Below are 16109 nucleotides of genomic sequence, written 5' to 3' on the forward strand. Positions count from 1 at the left end.
TTCAAGTGGCTGTCTTACGTCTCTGACGGCGATGGGAAACCCTTGGCGGCCGCGCAACGATCCTGCCTGAAACTGGTACGAATGTGCAATGCGCAAGCGGTTCAGGCATTCGGCGGTCCGAGCAGGAAATTTCCTTTCATGTCGCCTCCCGTGTCCGAGTCCAGTGTCTGAACCTGCGCTTCGTCCTTCAGATTGACCCCTGACAACTGCCGCCGGCAGGCTTCGCGCATCAAATACAGCAAACGGTGTGCCGCCATGCCGTAGCTCAGGCCTTCGAGCCGGACATTGGAGATGCAATTACGGTAGGCATCGGTAAGGCCGACCTTGGGATTGTAGGTGAAATATAATCCCAGGCTGTCCGGGGAGCTGAGACCAGGGCGCTCGCCGATGAGGATCACGGTCATTTTTGCGCCAAGCAATTCACCGATCTCATCGGCGACGGCCACCCGGCCCTGTTCTACGAGTACGACTGGCGCAACAGTCCAGCTGTCGCCGGTCATTTGCTCTTCGACGCGCGCCAGAAACGGCAGGGTATGGCGATGAACGGCCAATGCCGACAGGCCGTCAGCGACCACGATCACCAGGTCCACGCCTCCCGGATGAGCCACCGCGTAATCACGCAGGGCCTGCGCCGAGGCATCACTGAGTTTTCGCCCCAGGTCGGGGCGTTGCAGGTACGTGTTGCGATCCGTCGCCGCACTGTGCAGCAAAAGGCACTCGCGATCACGTTCGGCCAATTGCGCGCTGAGGGAGGCATGGTCAAACGGCAAGTGCACCGCATCCCGCGCTTGAGCGTGGGCGTATTGGAAGTCCAGTTGTGCGCGGGTGGGAATGCTGGTGCCGGTGCGGCCCAGGGCAATTCGTGCCGGCGTCAGGCGTCGTAGCTCCAGCCAAGGGTTGTGTGGATCGAAGGGTAATTTATCCATGTCAATGCTCATCCCAGTTGCGCCAAGGCCTGCCGGAAGGCTGGCGGCAGGCTGTCGCCGAAGAGAACCCTGCCATCGGCTTGAGTGAAGATGCCCATTCTCGCCAGCCACTGTTCGAATTCCGGTGCGGGCTTCAACCCCAGGGTCTGCCGGGCGTAGAGCGCATCGTGGAACGAAGTGGTCTGGTAGTTGAGCATGATGTCGTCGGAGCCGGGGATGCCCATGATGAAGTTGATCCCGGCGACGCCCAGCAGGGTCAGCAGGGTGTCCATGTCGTCCTGGTCGGCTTCGGCGTGGTTGGTGTAGCAGATGTCGCAACCCATGGGCACACCGAGCAATTTGCCGCAGAAGTGGTCTTCGAGGCCGGCGCGGATGATCTGTTTGCCGTTGTACAGGTATTCCGGGCCGATGAAGCCGACGACGGTGTTCACCAGAAACGGTTTGAAATGCCGCGCCACGGCGTAGGCCCGGGTTTCGCAGGTTTGCTGATCGACGCCGTGATGGGCGTTGGCTGACAGCGCGCTGCCCTGGCCGGTTTCGAAGTACATCAGGTTCTGGCCCAGCGTGCCGCGATTGAGGCTCAAACCTGCGTCGTAACCTTCCTGCAATATATTGAGGTTGATGCCGAAACTGGCGTTGGCCGCTTCGGTGCCGGCGATCGACTGGAACACCAGGTCCAATGGGACACCGCGATTGATCGCTTCGATCGACGTGGTGACATGGGTCAGCACGCACGCCTGGGTCGGGATTTCGTAGCGCTGGATGATCGCGTCGAGCATTTCCAGCATGGCGCAAATCGAGGCGATGCTGTCGGTGGCCGGGTTGATGCCGATCATGGCATCGCCGTTGCCGTGCAGCAGGCCGTCGAGAATGCTTGCGGCGATACCGGCCGGTTCGTCGGTGGGGTGGTTCGGTTGCAGGCGCGTGGACAGTCGCCCGCGCAGGCCCAGGGTGCCGCGGAATTTCGTGACCACACGGATTTTCTGCGCCACCAGCACCAGATCCTGCACGCGCATGATCTTCGACACGGCGGCAACCATTTCCGGGGTCAGGCCGGGGGCGAGGGCGCGCAGAACCTGCTCGTCGGCGGCATCGCTGAGCAGCCAATCGCGAAAGCCGCCGACGGTAAGGTGGCTGACGACCGAGAAGGCTTGTTTGTCGTGGGTGTCGATGATCAGGCGGGTGACTTCATCGGACTCATAGGGAATCAAAACATCTTGCAGGAAGTGGGATAGCGGAATGTCGGCCAAAGTCATCTGTGCCGCGACGCGCTCGCCGTCATTGAGGGCCGCGACACCGGCCAGAAAATCCCCGGAGCGCGCCGGGCTGGCCTTGGCCATCACATCCTTGAGGCTGTCGAAGCGATAGGTCTGGGCGCCGACGGAATGGGCATATACGGCCATGGGGGCGGAGTCCTCCTGTTCTCTAGCTAACACTGTCAATCCCTGTGGGAGCGAGCTTGCTCGCGATGACGGTTTCAAATCCAACGCATGTGTCGAATGAATATCCGCTATCGCGAGCAAGCTCGCTCCCACATGGAGCCTCTGTGCACTTTGATAAGGCGGGCACCGGCAAAAATCCCGGTGCCGGTGCATTCAGATACCTTCGAGCATAGCGTCTGCCGGTGCCTCGGAGCGTTGCTTGGCAGTCAACTGGAAGTACAGGTACCCGGCAACCATGAAGCCGAGGAAGACCAGGCCGATCAAGGTGTTGAACCAGGCCATCGCCACCAGGCACACCACCGCCAGGAACAGCGCGATCCCCGGCACGATCGGATAGCCCGGCGCGCGGAAGGTGCGCTCCAGGTTCGGTTCGGTCTTACGCAGCTTGAACAGGCTCAGCATACTGATGATGTACATCACGATGGCGCCGAATACCGACATGGTGATCATCGCAGCCGTCAGGCTCATGCCTTGCAGGTTGACCAGGCCGTCGCTGTAGATCGCCGCGATGCCGATCACGCCGCCGGCCAGAATCGCCCGATGCGGCGTCTGGAAGCGCGAGAGTTTGGCCAGCCCCTTGGGCAGGTAACCGGCGCGAGCCAGGGCGAAGAACTGCCGGGAATAGCCAAGAATGATCCCGTGGAAACTTGCCACCAGACCGAACAGACCGATCCATACCAGCATGTGCATCCAGGTCGAATTATCGCCGACCACGGCTTTCATCGCCTGGGGCAGCGGATCGTTGATGTTCGACAGTTGACGCCAGTCGCCGACGCCGCCGGCCATCACCATCACGCCGATGGCCAGGAACACCAGGGTCAGAATGCCGCTGACATAGGCTCTGGGGATCGTGCGTTTCGGGTCCTTGGCTTCCTCGGCGGCCATGGCCGCGCCTTCGATGGCGAGGAAGAACCAGATCGCAAAGGGGATCGCCGCAAAAATCCCGGGAATCGAGCCCATCGTGAACTCGTTCGAACCCGACCAGCCATTGAGCACGAAGTTGCTGAAGCTGAAGCCCGGGGCGACCACGCCCATGAATACCAGCAACTCAGCGACTGCCAGCACGGTGACCACCAACTCGAAGGTGGCCGCGATGCTGACACCTAGGATATTCAGGCCCATGAACACGAAATAGGCGCCAACGGCGGCGATCTTCGGGTCCAGTTCCGGGTATTGCACGTTGAGGTAGGCGCCGATGGCCATGGCGATTGCCGGTGGCGCAAAGACGAATTCGATCAGGGTGGCGATGCCGGCGATCAACCCGCCTTTCTCACCAAAGGCCCGGCGGCTGTAGGCAAACGGCCCGCCAGCGTGGGGAATCGCCGTCGTCAGTTCGGTAAAACTGAAGATGAAACAGGTGTACATCGTCGCCACCATCAACGCGGTGACGAGAAAACCCAGTGTGCCTGCGGTGCCCCAGCCGTAACTCCAGCCGAAGTACTCGCCGGAAATCACCAGGCCGACGGCAATGCCCCATAAATGCAGGGTGCCGAGTGTGGGTTTGAGCTGTGTGGAAGAAATAGTCATAAGTCCTCTCTAATTTTTATTGTTCGATCTTTTGGACTTTCGGGTGCGACGGGTTGGGTGCAATTCCTGAATGACGGGTACGCAAGGCCCGTGCCAGAGCGGCCAGCCTTTTGTGTTGTGTCATTTAAGTCGCTATCGCGAGCAAGCTCGCTCCCACAGGGTTCTGTGTCAGGTCTCAACAGCTGGATTCACCACAAAAACCTGTGGGAGCGGGCTTGCTCGCGAAGGCGGTAGAAAGGGCGACACAGAGTTACCTGTGTCGCCCCCGGTTTTAGAAGAAGCCCAGCGGATTGATGTCGTAGCTCACCAGCAGGTTTTTGGTCTGCTGATAGTGGTCGAGCATCATCTTGTGGGTTTCACGACCGACGCCGGACTTCTTGTACCCGCCGAACGCGGCGTGCGCCGGGTACAGGTGGTAGCAGTTGGTCCACACCCGACCGGCCTTGATGGCGCGGCCCATGCGGTAGGCGCGGTTGATGTCGCGGGTCCAGAGGCCGGCGCCCAGGCCGAACTCGGTGTCGTTGGCGATGGCCAGGGCTTCGGCTTCGTCCTTGAAGGTGGTGATGCTCACCACCGGACCGAAGATTTCTTCCTGGAACACGCGCATTTTGTTGGTGCCCTTGAGCAGCGTCGGCTGGATGTAATACCCGCTCGCCAGGTTGCCCTCGAGTTTTTCGACCTTGCCGCCGGTCAGCAGCTCGGCGCCTTCGCCCTTGGCGATTTCCAGGTACGAAAGGATTTTGTCGAATTGCTGTTCGGACGCCTGGGCGCCGACCATGGTGTCGGTGTCCAGCGGGTCGCCACGTTTGATTTGCAGGACTTTTTTCATCACGACGGCCATGAACTCGTCGTAGATCGACTCTTGCACCAGCGCCCGGGAAGGGCAGGTGCAGACTTCGCCCTGGTTGAAGAATGCCAGCACCAGGCCTTCGGCGGCCTTCTCGATGAAGGATGGTTCGGCTTTCATGATGTCTTCGAAGAAGATGTTCGGCGACTTGCCACCCAGCTCCACGGTGGACGGAATGATGTTTTCGGCCGCGCATTTCATGATGTGCGAGCCGACCGGGGTCGAGCCGGTGAAGGCAATCTTGGCGATGCGTTTGCTGGTGGCCAGGGCTTCGCCGGCTTCTTTGCCGAAGCCTTGCACGATGTTCAGCACGCCCGGTGGCAGCAGGTCGCCGATCAGTTCGACCAGCACGGTGATGCCCAGCGGGGTTTGCTCGGCGGGTTTGAGCACCACGCAGTTGCCGGCGGCGAGGGCCGGGGCGAGTTTCCAGGCGGCCATCAGGATCGGGAAGTTCCACGGAATGATCTGCCCGACCACGCCCAGCGGTTCATGGATGTGATAGGCCACGGTGTTGCCGTCGATTTCGGCGGCGCTGCCTTCCTGGGCACGGATGCAACCGGCGAAGTAGCGGAAGTGGTCGGCGGCCAGAGGGATGTCGGCGTTGAGGGTTTCGCGAACGGCTTTGCCGTTGTCCCAGGATTCGGTGATCGCCAGCAGTTCGAGGTTCTGTTCGATGCGGTCGGCGATTTTCAGCAGCACCAGCGAGCGTGCCTGGGCGGACGTGGCGCCCCAGGCATCGGCCGCCGCGTGGGCAGCGTCCAGGGCCTTGTCGATGTCTTCGGCCGTGGAGCGGGGGAATTCGGCAATCGGTTGGCCATTCACTGGCGAGGTATTGGTGAAGTACTGACCTTTGACAGGCGCGACGAACTCGCCGCCGATGTAGTTACCGTATTTGGCTTTGAACGAAACGATAGCGCCTTCAGTACCGGGGTGAGCGTAACGCATGGTGGTCTCTCCTTGCTTTTGTGCTTATAGGGAGTCGCGCATGTGCGCTTGCTTTAAGCGTAGAGCAAGGGGCGGGCCAGTGCCTTGCATGTCAGGTAAATCAAGGCCTTGCGAGGTTTTTGTCGGACGGGCGGGTAGCGCCTGTGACGCTTTCGGTACAGCCTGGGTGACACTTTGTACCCTTTGTGGCACAGCTTGTGACCAACCGGTCTTGCAGGCATTGCAATGCGGGCCGGGCTGGAGGATGCTCGGCATCACCTCATGCACGGGTCGCCGAGCCCCGGGGAGAATAATAAGAAATGCACGACAACCATTTGAGTCGCCATGCCCAGCAAGTATTGACGGTGACCCAGGGCAAGACCCACCTGCACGGTCCGGGTAGCGATCCGTCCATCGCCCGTTCCTGGCTGCGCTGCCTTGAGGACTATCACCTCGATCCGGCCCTGAGCATCGCGCCGACGGTGCTGGAACATGGCCGTGTCCTGGAAAGCCGCGAGCGCTTGCAGCAAGTGCTGCACATCGCCGGCAATGAAATGACCAGCCTGCATCAACAGCTCTCCGGCGCCGGCCATGCAGTGCTGCTGACCGACGCCCGCGGCGTGATCCTCAACTGCGTCACCGCGCCCGCCGAACGCCAGATCTTCGAGCGCGCCGGCCTTTGGCTCGGGGCCGACTGGAGCGAGGCCTGCGAAGGCACTAACGGTATCGGCACCTGTCTGGTGGAGCGTCAGTCGCTGACCATCCATCAGGACGAACACTTTCGCGGCCGCCACACCGGCCTGACCTGCTCGGCGAGCCCGGTCTTCGATCCCCATGGCGAATTGCTGGCGGTGCTCGACGTGTCGTCGGCGCGGCGCGATGTGTCGCGGCAAAGCCAGTTCCACACCATGGCACTGGTCAATCTATCGGCGAAGATGATCGAGAGCTGCTACTTCCTGCGCTGCTTCGACAACCAATGGTTGTTGCGTTTTCACTTGCAAGCCGAGTCCGTCGGTTTGTTCAGCGAAGGGCTGCTGGCGTTCGACGGGGAAGGGCGCATTTGCGCCGTCAACCAGAGTGCGCTGAACCTGCTGGGACATATTCGCGGCGGCTTGCTGGGTAAGCCGGTGGAGGCGTTTTTCGATTGCTCGCTCGATGAGTTGCTCGGTCGCGCAAGCACCAATGCCGCCGCCAGTTGGCCGTTGCGCACCCGTGATGGTCGCAAGCTGTTCGCGGTATTGCGCGGTGAGGCACGGCGGCCGCTGCCAACTCTGTTGGTGCCAGCGGCCAAGGTCGCACAAGCACCGCGCCTGTCGGGCATTTGCCTGGATGACGCGACGTTGCAGGCGGACTTCCGCAAAGCCTTGCGCGTCTACGAGCGCGACGTACCGCTGCTGATCAACGGCGAAACCGGCTCCGGCAAGGAGGCCTTTGCCAAAGCGGTGCACCACGCCAGCCAGCGGGCGGAGAAAGCCTTTGTCGCCCTCAATTGCGCGGCCATTCCCGAAAGCCTGATCGAAAGCGAGCTGTTCGGATATCGCGGCGGCAGCTTTACCGGTGCACGCAAGGAGGGGATGCGCGGCAAGTTGCAACAAGCCGATGGCGGGACCTTGTTCCTCGATGAAATCGGTGACATGCCACTGGCCTTGCAGACGCGCTTGCTGAGGGTGCTCGAAGACCGGCAAGTGGTGCCGATCGGCGGCGAGCCGGAATCGGTGAATGTGCGGATCATCAGTGCCACTCACCGTAAGTTGCTGGATCGTGTGCAGGACGGCAGCTTCCGTGAGGATTTGTATTACCGGCTCAACGGGCTGGAAGTCGCGTTGCCAGCCTTGCGTGATCGTAGCGACAAATCCCGGTTGCTCGACTTTTTGCTGGCCGAGGAGGCGGGCGGAGAAACCGTATTGATCGACGGGCCGGCGCGGGAGGCCTTATTGGGGTTCGCCTGGCCGGGTAACGTGCGGCAGTTGCGAAATGTGCTGCGTACGTTGGCAGCACTGTGTGAGGACGGGTGGATTGGCCTGGAGGATTTGCCGGCGATGATTCGCCAGGCGCAGCCGGTAGTGTCGACGATTGAAGAAGCTTCGGAGCATCCGCTGGAAGATGCCGAGCGGCTGGCGCTACTCACGGCGCTGGAGCAGACGCGCTGGCATATGACGCATACAGCGGAGCAGTTGGGGGTCAGTCGCAATACCCTTTATCGCAAGCTGCGCAAGCACGGTATCGCCCGGTAAACCGCGTCGCACCATTCGCGAGCAAGCCCGCTCCCACGGGGTACACGCGGTCCCTGTGGGAGAGGGCTTGCTCGCGAAGGCGCCCTCAACTCTGAAACATCAGGTGCGATTTTCCCCTCCCTAAGCTAACCTGCGACCAAGTTTTACGAGGTCGACTATGCACATTCATATTCTTGGTATCTGCGGCACTTTCATGGGGTCAATGGCGGTTCTGGCCAAAGAGCTGGGCCATCACGTGACGGGCTCCGATGCCAACGTCTATCCGCCGATGAGCACTCAGCTGGAAGCCCAGGGCATTGAGTTGACCCAAGGCTACGACCCGGCGCAACTCGATCCGGCCCCTGATCTGGTGGTGATCGGCAATGCCATGTCCCGGGGCAACCCGGCTGTGGAGTACGTGCTGAACAAAGGCCTGCCCTACGTCTCCGGCCCACAATGGCTGGCCGATCACGTGCTGCAAGGTCGCTGGGTACTGGCGGTTGCCGGTACGCACGGCAAGACCACCACCAGCAGCATGTTGGCCTGGGTGCTGGAGCACGCGGGTATGAGTCCGGGCTTCCTGATCGGTGGCGTGCCGCAGAATTTCTCGGTGTCGGCGCGCCTGGGTGGCACGCCGTTCTTCGTCATCGAAGCCGACGAATACGACAGCGCCTTTTTCGACAAGCGCTCCAAGTTCGTGCACTACCGCCCGCGCACGGCAATCCTGAACAATCTCGAATTCGATCACGCGGACATCTTCCCGGACCTGCCGGCCATCGAGCGGCAGTTCCATCACTTGGTGCGGACCATTCCGAGCGAAGGCCTGGTGATTCATCCGACCACCGAGCCGGCGCTGCAGCGTGTCATCGAGATGGGTTGCTGGACTCCGGTGCAGACCACGGGTGCCGGAGGCCAGTGGCAGGTCAAGTTGCTCAGCGAAGACGGCTCGGTCTTCGAAGTGATGTTTGAAGGTGTTTCCCAAGGCGTGGTCGAGTGGGACATGACCGGTCAGCACAATGTCGCCAACGCACTGGCTACCCTGGCCGCGGCGCGCCACGTCGGCGTCGTGCCGTCCATGGGCATCGCCGCGTTGAGCGCCTTCAAAAGCGTGAAGCGCCGGATGGAAAAAGTCGCGGAAGTGGGTGGCGTCACCATTTATGACGACTTCGCTCACCACCCGACCGCCATTGCCACCACGCTGGATGGCCTGCGCAAACGCATCGGCGATGCGCCGTTGATCGCGATCATCGAGCCGCGTTCCAACTCCATGAAGCTTGGCGCGCACCGCGACGGATTGCCGGAAAGCGTGGTCGATGCCGATCAGGTGATCTGGTACGCCCCGGCCAACCTCGGCTGGGACTTGGCGGCCACGGCGGCGCTGTGCACCGTGCCGTCGATTGTCAGCGACTCCCTGGAAGGCATCATCGAACGCGTGAAGAGTCAGGCGCAACCAGGCACTCACGTGGTGATCATGAGCAACGGCGGCTTCGGTGGCCTGCACGGCAAACTCGCCGAGGCGCTAACATGAACAACGGCCCGGACCGCATCACCCTGGCGATGACCGGCGCTTCCGGTGCTCAGTACGGTTTGCGCCTGCTCGACTGCCTGGTGCGGGAAGATCGTGAAGTGCACTTCCTGATTTCCAAGGCGGCGCAATTGGTGATGGCCACCGAAACCGACGTCACGCTGCCGGCCAAGCCGCAGATGATGCAGGCGTTCCTCACCGAATACACGGGGGCTGCCGCCGGGCAGATTCGCGTGTATGGCAAGGAAGACTGGATGTCGCCGGTGGCTTCGGGCTCCGGTTCGCCGGCGGCGATGGTGGTGGTGCCGTGTTCCACCGGCACTCTGTCGGCTATTGCCACCGGTGCCTGCAACAACCTGATCGAGCGTGCCGCCGACGTGACGCTCAAAGAACGTCGGCAGTTGATCCTGGTACCCCGTGAAGCGCCGTATTCAAGCATCCATCTGGAGAACATGCTCAAGTTGTCGAACATGGGCGTGACGATTCTGCCGGCATCGCCGGGCTTCTATCATCAACCGCAAACCATCGATGACCTGATCGACTTTGTCGTGGCGCGGATCCTTAACGTGCTCAATATTCCTCAGGACATGTTGCCGCGCTGGGGCGAGCATCATCTGACCAGCGATGAATAAGCTACTGGTGATGTTGCTGGCGCTGCAATTGGCCGGGTGCGCCACGGCGCGCACCCTCGATGCGGCCAAGCCGGGGGCGCCGGTGGTGTACGCCGGGACTCGCCTGGATTTGTACGCAATGAACGGTGGGTGCTGTGCGATGGACCGATTCGGCGCCGAAGCACCGACCTATCCGGGTGTTGATCTGCCGGCCAGTGCGTTGCTCGACACGCTGCTGTTGCCACTGTCGTTGCTGACGGTGATAGGGGTGAGTTTTCAGGCGACGGGTGGATTGTAGGTATAGCGCTTTTGTGGCGAGGGGGCTTGCCCCCGTTGGGCTGCGAAGCAGCCCCAAAACCGGCCATCTCCATTTTTCTGATACATCGCAAGTTCCATATTTACGACTGCTACGCAGCCGAACGGGGCGGTGCGGCGTTCCGACAAGCCCCATCGCCACAGGTTCGCGGTTTACTTGCCCAACTTCCTCAGCTCATCCGACTCGACAATCCTGATCCCGTCCTGCTCTTCCAGCGCCAGGCGCCACATCGCGCGAGCCAGTTGGCAGGCTTCGATACCATGGTATTTACCAGGGATCAGCCGAGATAACGGGCCGGCGACTTTCTCGCCCAGTCGCGGCTCGGTGCGATCACCCAGCAACAGCGAAGGGCGGCAGATGGTCAGCTGCGGCCAGTCCTGCGCGCGCAGTGCGTACTCCATCTCGCCTTTGACCCGGTTGTAGAGAATCGAGGATCTGCGATCGGCTCCCAAGGCACTGATCACGATCAGGTGCCGTGCGCCCATCTCCCGTGCGCGTTTGGCAAAGGCCACGACCATGTCCAGGTCCACCGCGCGGAACGCCTGTTCCGAGCCTGCCTGTTTGATGGTGGTGCCCAGGCAACAGTAGGCGATGTCGACACGGCCGTTCAGCTGCGGCAGAAACTCCGCCGGGTCGCCGACGGGGTTTTCAAGGTGCGGGTGCTCGGCCAATGGCCTGCGTGAGGGGGCCAATACCCGTGTAATCGTCGGCTCGTTAAGCAGGCGATCAAGCAGATGTTCACCGGTCAGGCCGGTGGCTCCGGCAAGCAATACGTGCTGAGGCGTCAAGTACATAGTGTTTCTCCCTTGATACTATTCAGCTTAGTTGCTGTTTGCATCCTTGCTTTCGATGGACGCACTTTGCAGCGCTTTTCGTGCCTGCTGTTTGCGCAGGAGTTGCCAATGCGAGAGGACGGTTTTCGGTGCCCAGATCTGTGGTTCGGACGCTTCGAAACCGTCCGCCAGCTCACGTTCGGCGACGTTGGCCTTGGCCAGTTTGAAGGCTTGTTCCAGGTCATCGGTCTGGTTCAGGGCCTGGGCGAACAGGGCATCTCCGAAATAAGTGAAGTTGGCTTCCTCCGAGCAACCGAAGGACACTCGGTCGGCCCGCGAGGCCGTCATGATCAGGGTCCGCTCATCCTTGAGGGCGGGAATGAAACCGCCGGAGTAGCAGGACGAAATCACGATGATCTTGTCGCGGTTTTTCAGGGGGGCGAGAACAGCGGCCAATTCGTCGGCTGGCAGATCGGCCAATTCCATGCGTGGCTGGTCAAGCACCAGTTCGTGTTCGCTGGTGCCGTGGCTGGTCAGGTAGATGAAAATCAGGTCTTCCGGACCGCTGCGTTCGGCCAGCGTCAGGGCAGCCCGGCGCAGGTTTTCCCGGGTAGCCATCGGGCGGTCGGCGAGGTGGTCACGATGGTTCACCAGGCGGATCTGGCCAAGGGTGCGAAAACGGGTGGTGAGCATGTTGGCGACGTAGTCGGATTCGCGCAGAAACACGCTTTGCTTGCCATCACCCCCCAGGGTCAACGAATACAGCTCCACCGCCGGCGTCGAGTGTGGAACGTTGGCCAGCGCTGCGTCGAGCAGGCGGCCCTGGGCCAGCAGGCCGAGTTCCAGGGTGTCGGGCAATAATTTGCCCTCGGTGTCGCGTACGCGCTGGCCGTTGATCCAGGTGCCGCTAAGTACGGTGCCATCGGTCAACACCAATGTGCCGCGCCCTTGGTAACTGTCGTTGTCGAACTGGCCGGTGTAAAAGCTGCCGTCGGACAGGTTCAGGCGGCCCTGGCCGGAAAAACGCCAGTCATTGAACTGGCCGATGTAGTGGCTGCCGTCAGTGCCGATCAACTCGCCCTTGCCGTTCAGCGAGCCTTCCTTGAACTGTCCCAGCCAGACATCGCCGTCGGCGTTTTCGTAGCGGCCCTTGCCGTGCAGTTGATTGTTCTTGAAGCTGCCGACATAGATGTCGCCGTCGGCGCTGTTGAAAGTCCCGTTGCCTTCCAGCTGGCCGTCGACAAAGTGCCCGGTGAACTGATTGCCGTTACCGTCGCCGCGCTGGCCTTCGCCATTGGGTTTGCCGTGGGCGAACTGGCCCTGATAGGAACTGCCGTCTTCGAGTTCGAGGCGACCCAGGCCGGCGTATTGATCGGCCTTGAACTCTCCGCGATAGCTCATGCCGTTTTCTTTGAGGGTACCTTCGCCGTTGCGCCGGCCGGCCTTGAAGCCGCCGCTGTAGCTGCTGGCGTTGGTGGTCAATGCCCCCTGGCCGTCGAACAGTCCCTGGTTGAACTGACCGCGATAGACTTCGCCATTGCTGCCATGCCATTCGCCCTGGCCCTGCCACTGGCCCTTGTCGAATTCGCCGGCGTACCAGCTGCCGTTCGGGTAGTCGATACGCCCCTTGCCTTGCAGCAAGCCATTGACCAGGTCACCGCGATAACGTCCGCCGTCCGGCAGGCGGGCGTCAGGAGGAAATGGCGATTCGCCGTCGCCGCAAGCGGTGAGCATCAAGGTCAAGGCAAGGAGTGCAAGTGGGCGCATAGCGGATTCCGGGCAATTAGGCGAGGGAGTATGCCGCAGCTATGTGTCCTTAATATAGGGTGAGGTTCCGCGTGAGGGCGCGAAACAGCATGAGCTGCTTCGCATCCGGCAAGGTTTATACGAAGCACAGAGACAGGGGTTCGGCGATGTACGCCGGTTTGTCCGAACCTTCGATTTCCAGGGTGGTGGTGGCCTTGAGCAGCCATTGGCCGGGTTTCTTCTCGATGACTTCGGTCAGGTCGACTTTCAGGCGCACTTTCGAATTGACCTTGACCGGCTGGATGAAGCGCACGCTGTCGAGTCCGTAGTTGACCACCATCTTCAAGCCTTCGGGCATGACGAGGATGTCTTCCATCAGTTTCGGGATCAGCGACAACGACAGGAAGCCGTGAGCGATGGTGCTGCCAAATGGCGTTTGCGCGGCCTTGACCGGGTCGACGTGGATGAACTGAAAATCCCCTGTGGCTTCGGCGAACAGGTTGATGCGGTCCTGATCGATAGTGAGCCATTCGGAACGTCCAAGTTCCTTGCCGACATAATCTTTGAGCTCCGCAACTGGAACATAGGGCATTGAGACTCTCCTTGGGTTCATCGGTTTTATAGTTTTGGCTTGCGGGGATCTGACCTCCCGGCTTACTACTTTAGATCAACATGGCCAAACGCAGCGGTCAACTGACAATGCTTTTGGCGAATGCCGGTCTATAGCGCGAGCATGCTTATAATGCCCGGCCAATGCGGGTGACGGATTTTGCGGGAGAACTTTGATGTTGTTACGGGGCCTGACGTGGCTGGTGCTGTTCCAATTGCTCGGCACTGCGCTCAATCATTTGTTCTTGCCGGTGCTGCCGGGGCCGATTGTGGGGTTGCTGCTGTTGCTGGTGTACCTCATCTGTCGCGGGCAGGTTGGCGAGCCGCTGAACCTGGCGGCCAGTAGCCTGTTGCGTTACCTGCCCCTGTTGCTGGTGCCGCCGGCTGTGGGCGTGATGGTCTACGCCGCTGACATCGCGGCGGATTTCTGGGCCATTGTCGGTGCGCTGGTATTGTCGCTGCTGCTTTCCATGGCCTTCGCCGGGGTGCTGATGCATCGTATGGTCAAGGGGCACGCTCACTCCGAGGACAGCCAATGATCTTCGACTGGCACGGCGCCTGGACGTCGGTGATTCATCATCCCCTGTTTGGTATCGGCATTACTCTTGGCGCCTATCAACTCGTCCTGGCGGCATTCGAGAAAACCCGCTGGATCTTTTTGCAGCCGGTGTTGGTCTCCATGTTGTTGGTGATCGGCGTGCTGGTGGGCTGCGGCCTGACCTATGCCGAGTACCGCAAGAGCACCGAGATTCTCAGCATCCTGCTCGGCCCGGCCACTGTCGCACTGGCGGTGCCGCTTTATCTCAACCTGCGACGGATTCGGCAGTTGTTCTGGCCGATATTTACTACGCTGGTGATAGGCGGGGTGGTGGCCACGGGGATGGGCGTGTTGCTGGGCTGGTCGTTCGGTGCCGAGCACATGATCCTGATGACCATGGCGCCGAAATCGGTGACTTCGCCTATCGCTATGTTGGTGGCCGAGCAGATCGGTGGTGTCGCGGCGCTGGCAGCGGTGTTCGTCTTGATTACGGGTGTGATCGGCGCGATTTTCGGCCCGGCGTTGTTGACCCGGCTGGGTGTGCATAGCCCGGAAGCCAGGGGTATGGCACTGGGCATGACGGCCCACGCGGTCGGCACGGCAGTGGCGATGCAGGAAAGTGAAGAGTGCGGCGCCTTCGCGGCGCTGGCGATGAGCCTGATGGGTGTGGCCACGGCGGTGCTCCTGCCGTTGGCGGTGTCGATGGTGGTGTAAGGAAATGTCTATGAGTCTGCCGCTTTTTCCGCTCAATACAGTGCTGTTTCCAGGCTGCATCCTCGACTTGCAGATCTTCGAGGCGCGCTATCTGGACATGATCGGCCGCTGCATGAAGCAGGGCGGCGGTTTCGGCGTGGTGTGCATCCTCGAGGGTGAGGAAGTCGGGATCGCCCCGGCGGGTTACGCCTTGGTCGGGTGTGAGGCGCTGATCACCGATTTCAAGCAACAGGACAACGGCCTGCTGGGGATTCGGGTTCAGGGCGGACGGCGTTTCCATGTATTACGAACGGAAGTCCAGCGCGATCAGTTGACCGTCGCCGAGGTCGAGTGGCTGGAAGACGAACCCGAGCAACCCTTGCAGGACGAAGATGCCGACCTGGTTGCGTTGCTCAAGGCCTTGGCTGAGCACCCGATGGTCGAAGCGTTGAACATGGGCACTGAGGCGACCGGGCAACAATCACTGGCCAATCAATTGGCGTACCTGTTGCCTTTCGCGGAACTGGACAAGATCGACCTGCTGCAACTTGATGATCCGCAGCAACGACTGGATGCGATTCAGGCGTTGCTGGATGAGTTGCAGGGGGAGTTGTTTGCCTGAGTGATTTTGGCGAACTTCCGATGGCTTGGCTGTATGTTGTTTTTAATGGCATTGTTTTTGAGGTTTATTTTAGGTTCAGCCGGCTGAGTCTGTATTTATTTCTAATAACTAAAGGTGATGGTTTGTATTGAGTGTTCACGCGGTGGTGATTATATTTGCTGCGTCTGCATGAGGCGGGCGTTACATATATAAGGAGCTGTTATTGTGAAGAATTTTACTGGTGCCGAGCGTGCTTTGTGGGAGTTGTGCTTTTCTCGAATTATGGTCAACTATGTTTCTGCGCAATCACCGCAGGGCGAAGTTCAGTTTGCCGCGGACTCTGCAGCCAATGCGGCCAATGCGTTGATCCTGGTGCGTCGTTCGGGCCTGAATGGTGATCGTGATAATTATGAGCAGCGGCTTTGGGATAGTTATGTAGGGGACGCTATGATCAAGTTTTCGACAGAGGTTCGTTGGAAACTTGAAGACTATGTTGTCATTGCCGGCCGCGTTGCCAAAAATGCCGATTCAGCCGTTGCGAAGTATCGCGGCACGGAAGGTTCGGAACTGCCAAGCTTTCCATTCGGAAGCTAAGTCGTAATATGGTTTTTTGGTAGTTGATGGTAAAGCGATTCCTTGAATGACGTTTTGTGGGCTGATGTTCCATTTGCGCCAAGGGACGAACGCAGGCTTCAAGAACTCCATAACACCCTGTGGGAGCGAGCTTGCCCGCGAAGAGGCTCTTTCAGTCGATACTGATATCGCCTGACTCTCCGCCTTCGCGGGCAGGCCCGCCCCACAGGATTCGATTTACTTCA

Annotated in this window: 15 protein-coding genes; 8 read left to right on the top strand and 7 right to left on the bottom strand. The window is 60.4% G+C overall.

Annotated features, from left to right (window positions below; all coding sequences use genetic code 11):
- Nucleotides 1-101: 101 nt before the first annotated feature.
- The 4 genes from eutC to exaC all read right to left on the bottom strand — a co-directional run bounded on the left by eutC (nucleotide 102) and on the right by exaC (nucleotide 5687).
- Entirely contained in the window at nucleotides 102-926 is an 825-nt protein-coding gene (gene eutC / locus AC1RS8_RS19480) for an ethanolamine ammonia-lyase subunit EutC (RefSeq protein ID WP_489339288.1), read from the bottom strand.
- 8 nt (nucleotides 927-934) lie between these two features.
- Complete coding sequence (locus AC1RS8_RS19485) at nucleotides 935-2329, bottom strand: ethanolamine ammonia-lyase subunit EutB (protein ID WP_489339287.1); 1395 nt, start codon at nucleotides 2327-2329, stop codon at nucleotides 935-937.
- A gap of 192 nt (nucleotides 2330-2521) precedes the next feature.
- Nucleotides 2522-3895: an ethanolamine permease gene (gene eat / locus AC1RS8_RS19490; protein ID WP_057713144.1), complete on the bottom strand. Its 1374-nt coding sequence runs from the start codon at nucleotides 3893-3895 to the stop codon at nucleotides 2522-2524.
- Between the two features lie 271 nt (nucleotides 3896-4166).
- On the bottom strand, nucleotides 4167-5687 hold the full coding sequence (gene exaC / locus AC1RS8_RS19495; RefSeq protein ID WP_034148108.1) for an acetaldehyde dehydrogenase ExaC: 1521 nt from the start codon (nucleotides 5685-5687) through the stop codon (nucleotides 4167-4169).
- Between the two features lie 299 nt (nucleotides 5688-5986).
- Here exaC and AC1RS8_RS19500 point away from each other — a divergent pair, with 299 nt between their 5' ends.
- The 4 genes from AC1RS8_RS19500 (at nucleotide 5987) to AC1RS8_RS19515 (ending at nucleotide 10313) form a co-directional block, all read left to right on the top strand.
- A complete protein-coding gene (locus AC1RS8_RS19500; protein ID WP_489339285.1) occupies nucleotides 5987-7900 on the top strand; it encodes a sigma-54-dependent Fis family transcriptional regulator in 1914 nt (637 codons plus the stop codon).
- A gap of 157 nt (nucleotides 7901-8057) precedes the next feature.
- Nucleotides 8058-9407, top strand: coding sequence for a UDP-N-acetylmuramate:L-alanyl-gamma-D-glutamyl-meso-diaminopimelate ligase (gene mpl / locus AC1RS8_RS19505; RefSeq protein WP_489339284.1), 1350 nt, complete (start codon nucleotides 8058-8060; stop codon nucleotides 9405-9407).
- Nucleotides 9404-10036 (top strand): flavin prenyltransferase UbiX, encoded by a 633-nt coding sequence (gene ubiX / locus AC1RS8_RS19510; RefSeq protein WP_057713147.1) that lies wholly within the window; start codon nucleotides 9404-9406, stop codon nucleotides 10034-10036. Before mpl ends, ubiX begins: the two co-directional genes overlap by 4 nt.
- On the top strand, nucleotides 10029-10313 hold the full coding sequence (locus AC1RS8_RS19515; RefSeq protein WP_218497953.1) for a YceK/YidQ family lipoprotein: 285 nt from the start codon (nucleotides 10029-10031) through the stop codon (nucleotides 10311-10313). The genes ubiX and AC1RS8_RS19515 overlap by 8 nt, the downstream gene beginning before the upstream one ends.
- Before the next feature lie 170 nt (nucleotides 10314-10483).
- Here AC1RS8_RS19515 and AC1RS8_RS19520 read toward each other — a convergent pair whose 3' ends face one another.
- From AC1RS8_RS19520 to AC1RS8_RS19530, 3 genes are all read right to left on the bottom strand, one after another.
- Complete coding sequence (locus AC1RS8_RS19520; RefSeq protein ID WP_057713149.1) at nucleotides 10484-11125, bottom strand: oxidoreductase; 642 nt, start codon at nucleotides 11123-11125, stop codon at nucleotides 10484-10486.
- A gap of 27 nt (nucleotides 11126-11152) precedes the next feature.
- Nucleotides 11153-12871, bottom strand: a complete 1719-nt coding sequence (locus AC1RS8_RS19525) for a C13 family peptidase (RefSeq protein ID WP_090451601.1) — start codon at nucleotides 12869-12871, stop codon at nucleotides 11153-11155.
- Between the two features lie 115 nt (nucleotides 12872-12986).
- Nucleotides 12987-13442 (bottom strand): MaoC family dehydratase, encoded by a 456-nt coding sequence (locus AC1RS8_RS19530; protein WP_046041672.1) that lies wholly within the window; start codon nucleotides 13440-13442, stop codon nucleotides 12987-12989.
- Nucleotides 13443-13635: 193 nt separating this feature from the next.
- Between AC1RS8_RS19530 and AC1RS8_RS19535 the strand changes: the two genes are divergently transcribed.
- The 4 genes from AC1RS8_RS19535 (at nucleotide 13636) to AC1RS8_RS19550 (ending at nucleotide 15885) form a co-directional block, all read left to right on the top strand.
- Complete coding sequence (locus AC1RS8_RS19535; protein WP_057713152.1) at nucleotides 13636-13998, top strand: CidA/LrgA family protein; 363 nt, start codon at nucleotides 13636-13638, stop codon at nucleotides 13996-13998.
- The gene (locus AC1RS8_RS19540; RefSeq protein WP_057713153.1) at nucleotides 13995-14711 is read left to right on the top strand and encodes an LrgB family protein; all 717 of its coding nucleotides are present in this window, start codon (nucleotides 13995-13997) and stop codon (nucleotides 14709-14711) included. The genes AC1RS8_RS19535 and AC1RS8_RS19540 overlap by 4 nt, the downstream gene beginning before the upstream one ends.
- A 10-nt stretch (nucleotides 14712-14721) precedes the next feature.
- Entirely contained in the window at nucleotides 14722-15312 is a 591-nt protein-coding gene (locus AC1RS8_RS19545) for an LON peptidase substrate-binding domain-containing protein (RefSeq protein WP_046041675.1), read from the top strand.
- Between the two features lie 204 nt (nucleotides 15313-15516).
- A complete protein-coding gene (locus tag AC1RS8_RS19550) occupies nucleotides 15517-15885 on the top strand; it encodes a hypothetical protein (protein ID WP_057713154.1) in 369 nt (122 codons plus the stop codon).
- The last annotated feature ends 224 nt before the right edge of the window (nucleotides 15886-16109 follow it).

The sequence above is a fragment of the Pseudomonas sp. GW821-FHT12A04 genome, from assembly GCF_058807755.1.

Bases quoted from the DNA above. Each gene is read 5' to 3' on its own strand.
- AC1RS8_RS19540 (WP_057713153.1), top strand. From the start codon at position 13,995: ATGATCTTCGACTGGCACGGCGCCTGGACGTCGGTGATTCATCATCCC.
- AC1RS8_RS19530 (WP_046041672.1), bottom strand. From the start codon at position 13,442: ATGCCCTATGTTCCAGTTGCGGAGCTCAAAGATTATGTCGGCAAGGAA.
- eutC (WP_489339288.1), bottom strand. From the start codon at position 926: ATGGATAAATTACCCTTCGATCCACACAACCCTTGGCTGGAGCTACGA.
- AC1RS8_RS19520 (WP_057713149.1), bottom strand. From the start codon at position 11,125: ATGTACTTGACGCCTCAGCACGTATTGCTTGCCGGAGCCACCGGCCTG.
- eat (WP_057713144.1), bottom strand. From the start codon at position 3,895: ATGACTATTTCTTCCACACAGCTCAAACCCACACTCGGCACCCTGCAT.
- ubiX (WP_057713147.1), top strand. From the start codon at position 9,404: ATGAACAACGGCCCGGACCGCATCACCCTGGCGATGACCGGCGCTTCC.
- exaC (WP_034148108.1), bottom strand. From the start codon at position 5,687: ATGCGTTACGCTCACCCCGGTACTGAAGGCGCTATCGTTTCGTTCAAA.
- AC1RS8_RS19485 (WP_489339287.1), bottom strand. From the start codon at position 2,329: ATGGCCGTATATGCCCATTCCGTCGGCGCCCAGACCTATCGCTTCGAC.
- AC1RS8_RS19525 (WP_090451601.1), bottom strand. From the start codon at position 12,871: ATGCGCCCACTTGCACTCCTTGCCTTGACCTTGATGCTCACCGCTTGC.
- AC1RS8_RS19500 (WP_489339285.1), top strand. From the start codon at position 5,987: ATGCACGACAACCATTTGAGTCGCCATGCCCAGCAAGTATTGACGGTG.
- AC1RS8_RS19545 (WP_046041675.1), top strand. From the start codon at position 14,722: ATGAGTCTGCCGCTTTTTCCGCTCAATACAGTGCTGTTTCCAGGCTGC.
- AC1RS8_RS19515 (WP_218497953.1), top strand. From the start codon at position 10,029: ATGAATAAGCTACTGGTGATGTTGCTGGCGCTGCAATTGGCCGGGTGC.
- mpl (WP_489339284.1), top strand. From the start codon at position 8,058: ATGCACATTCATATTCTTGGTATCTGCGGCACTTTCATGGGGTCAATG.
- AC1RS8_RS19535 (WP_057713152.1), top strand. From the start codon at position 13,636: ATGTTGTTACGGGGCCTGACGTGGCTGGTGCTGTTCCAATTGCTCGGC.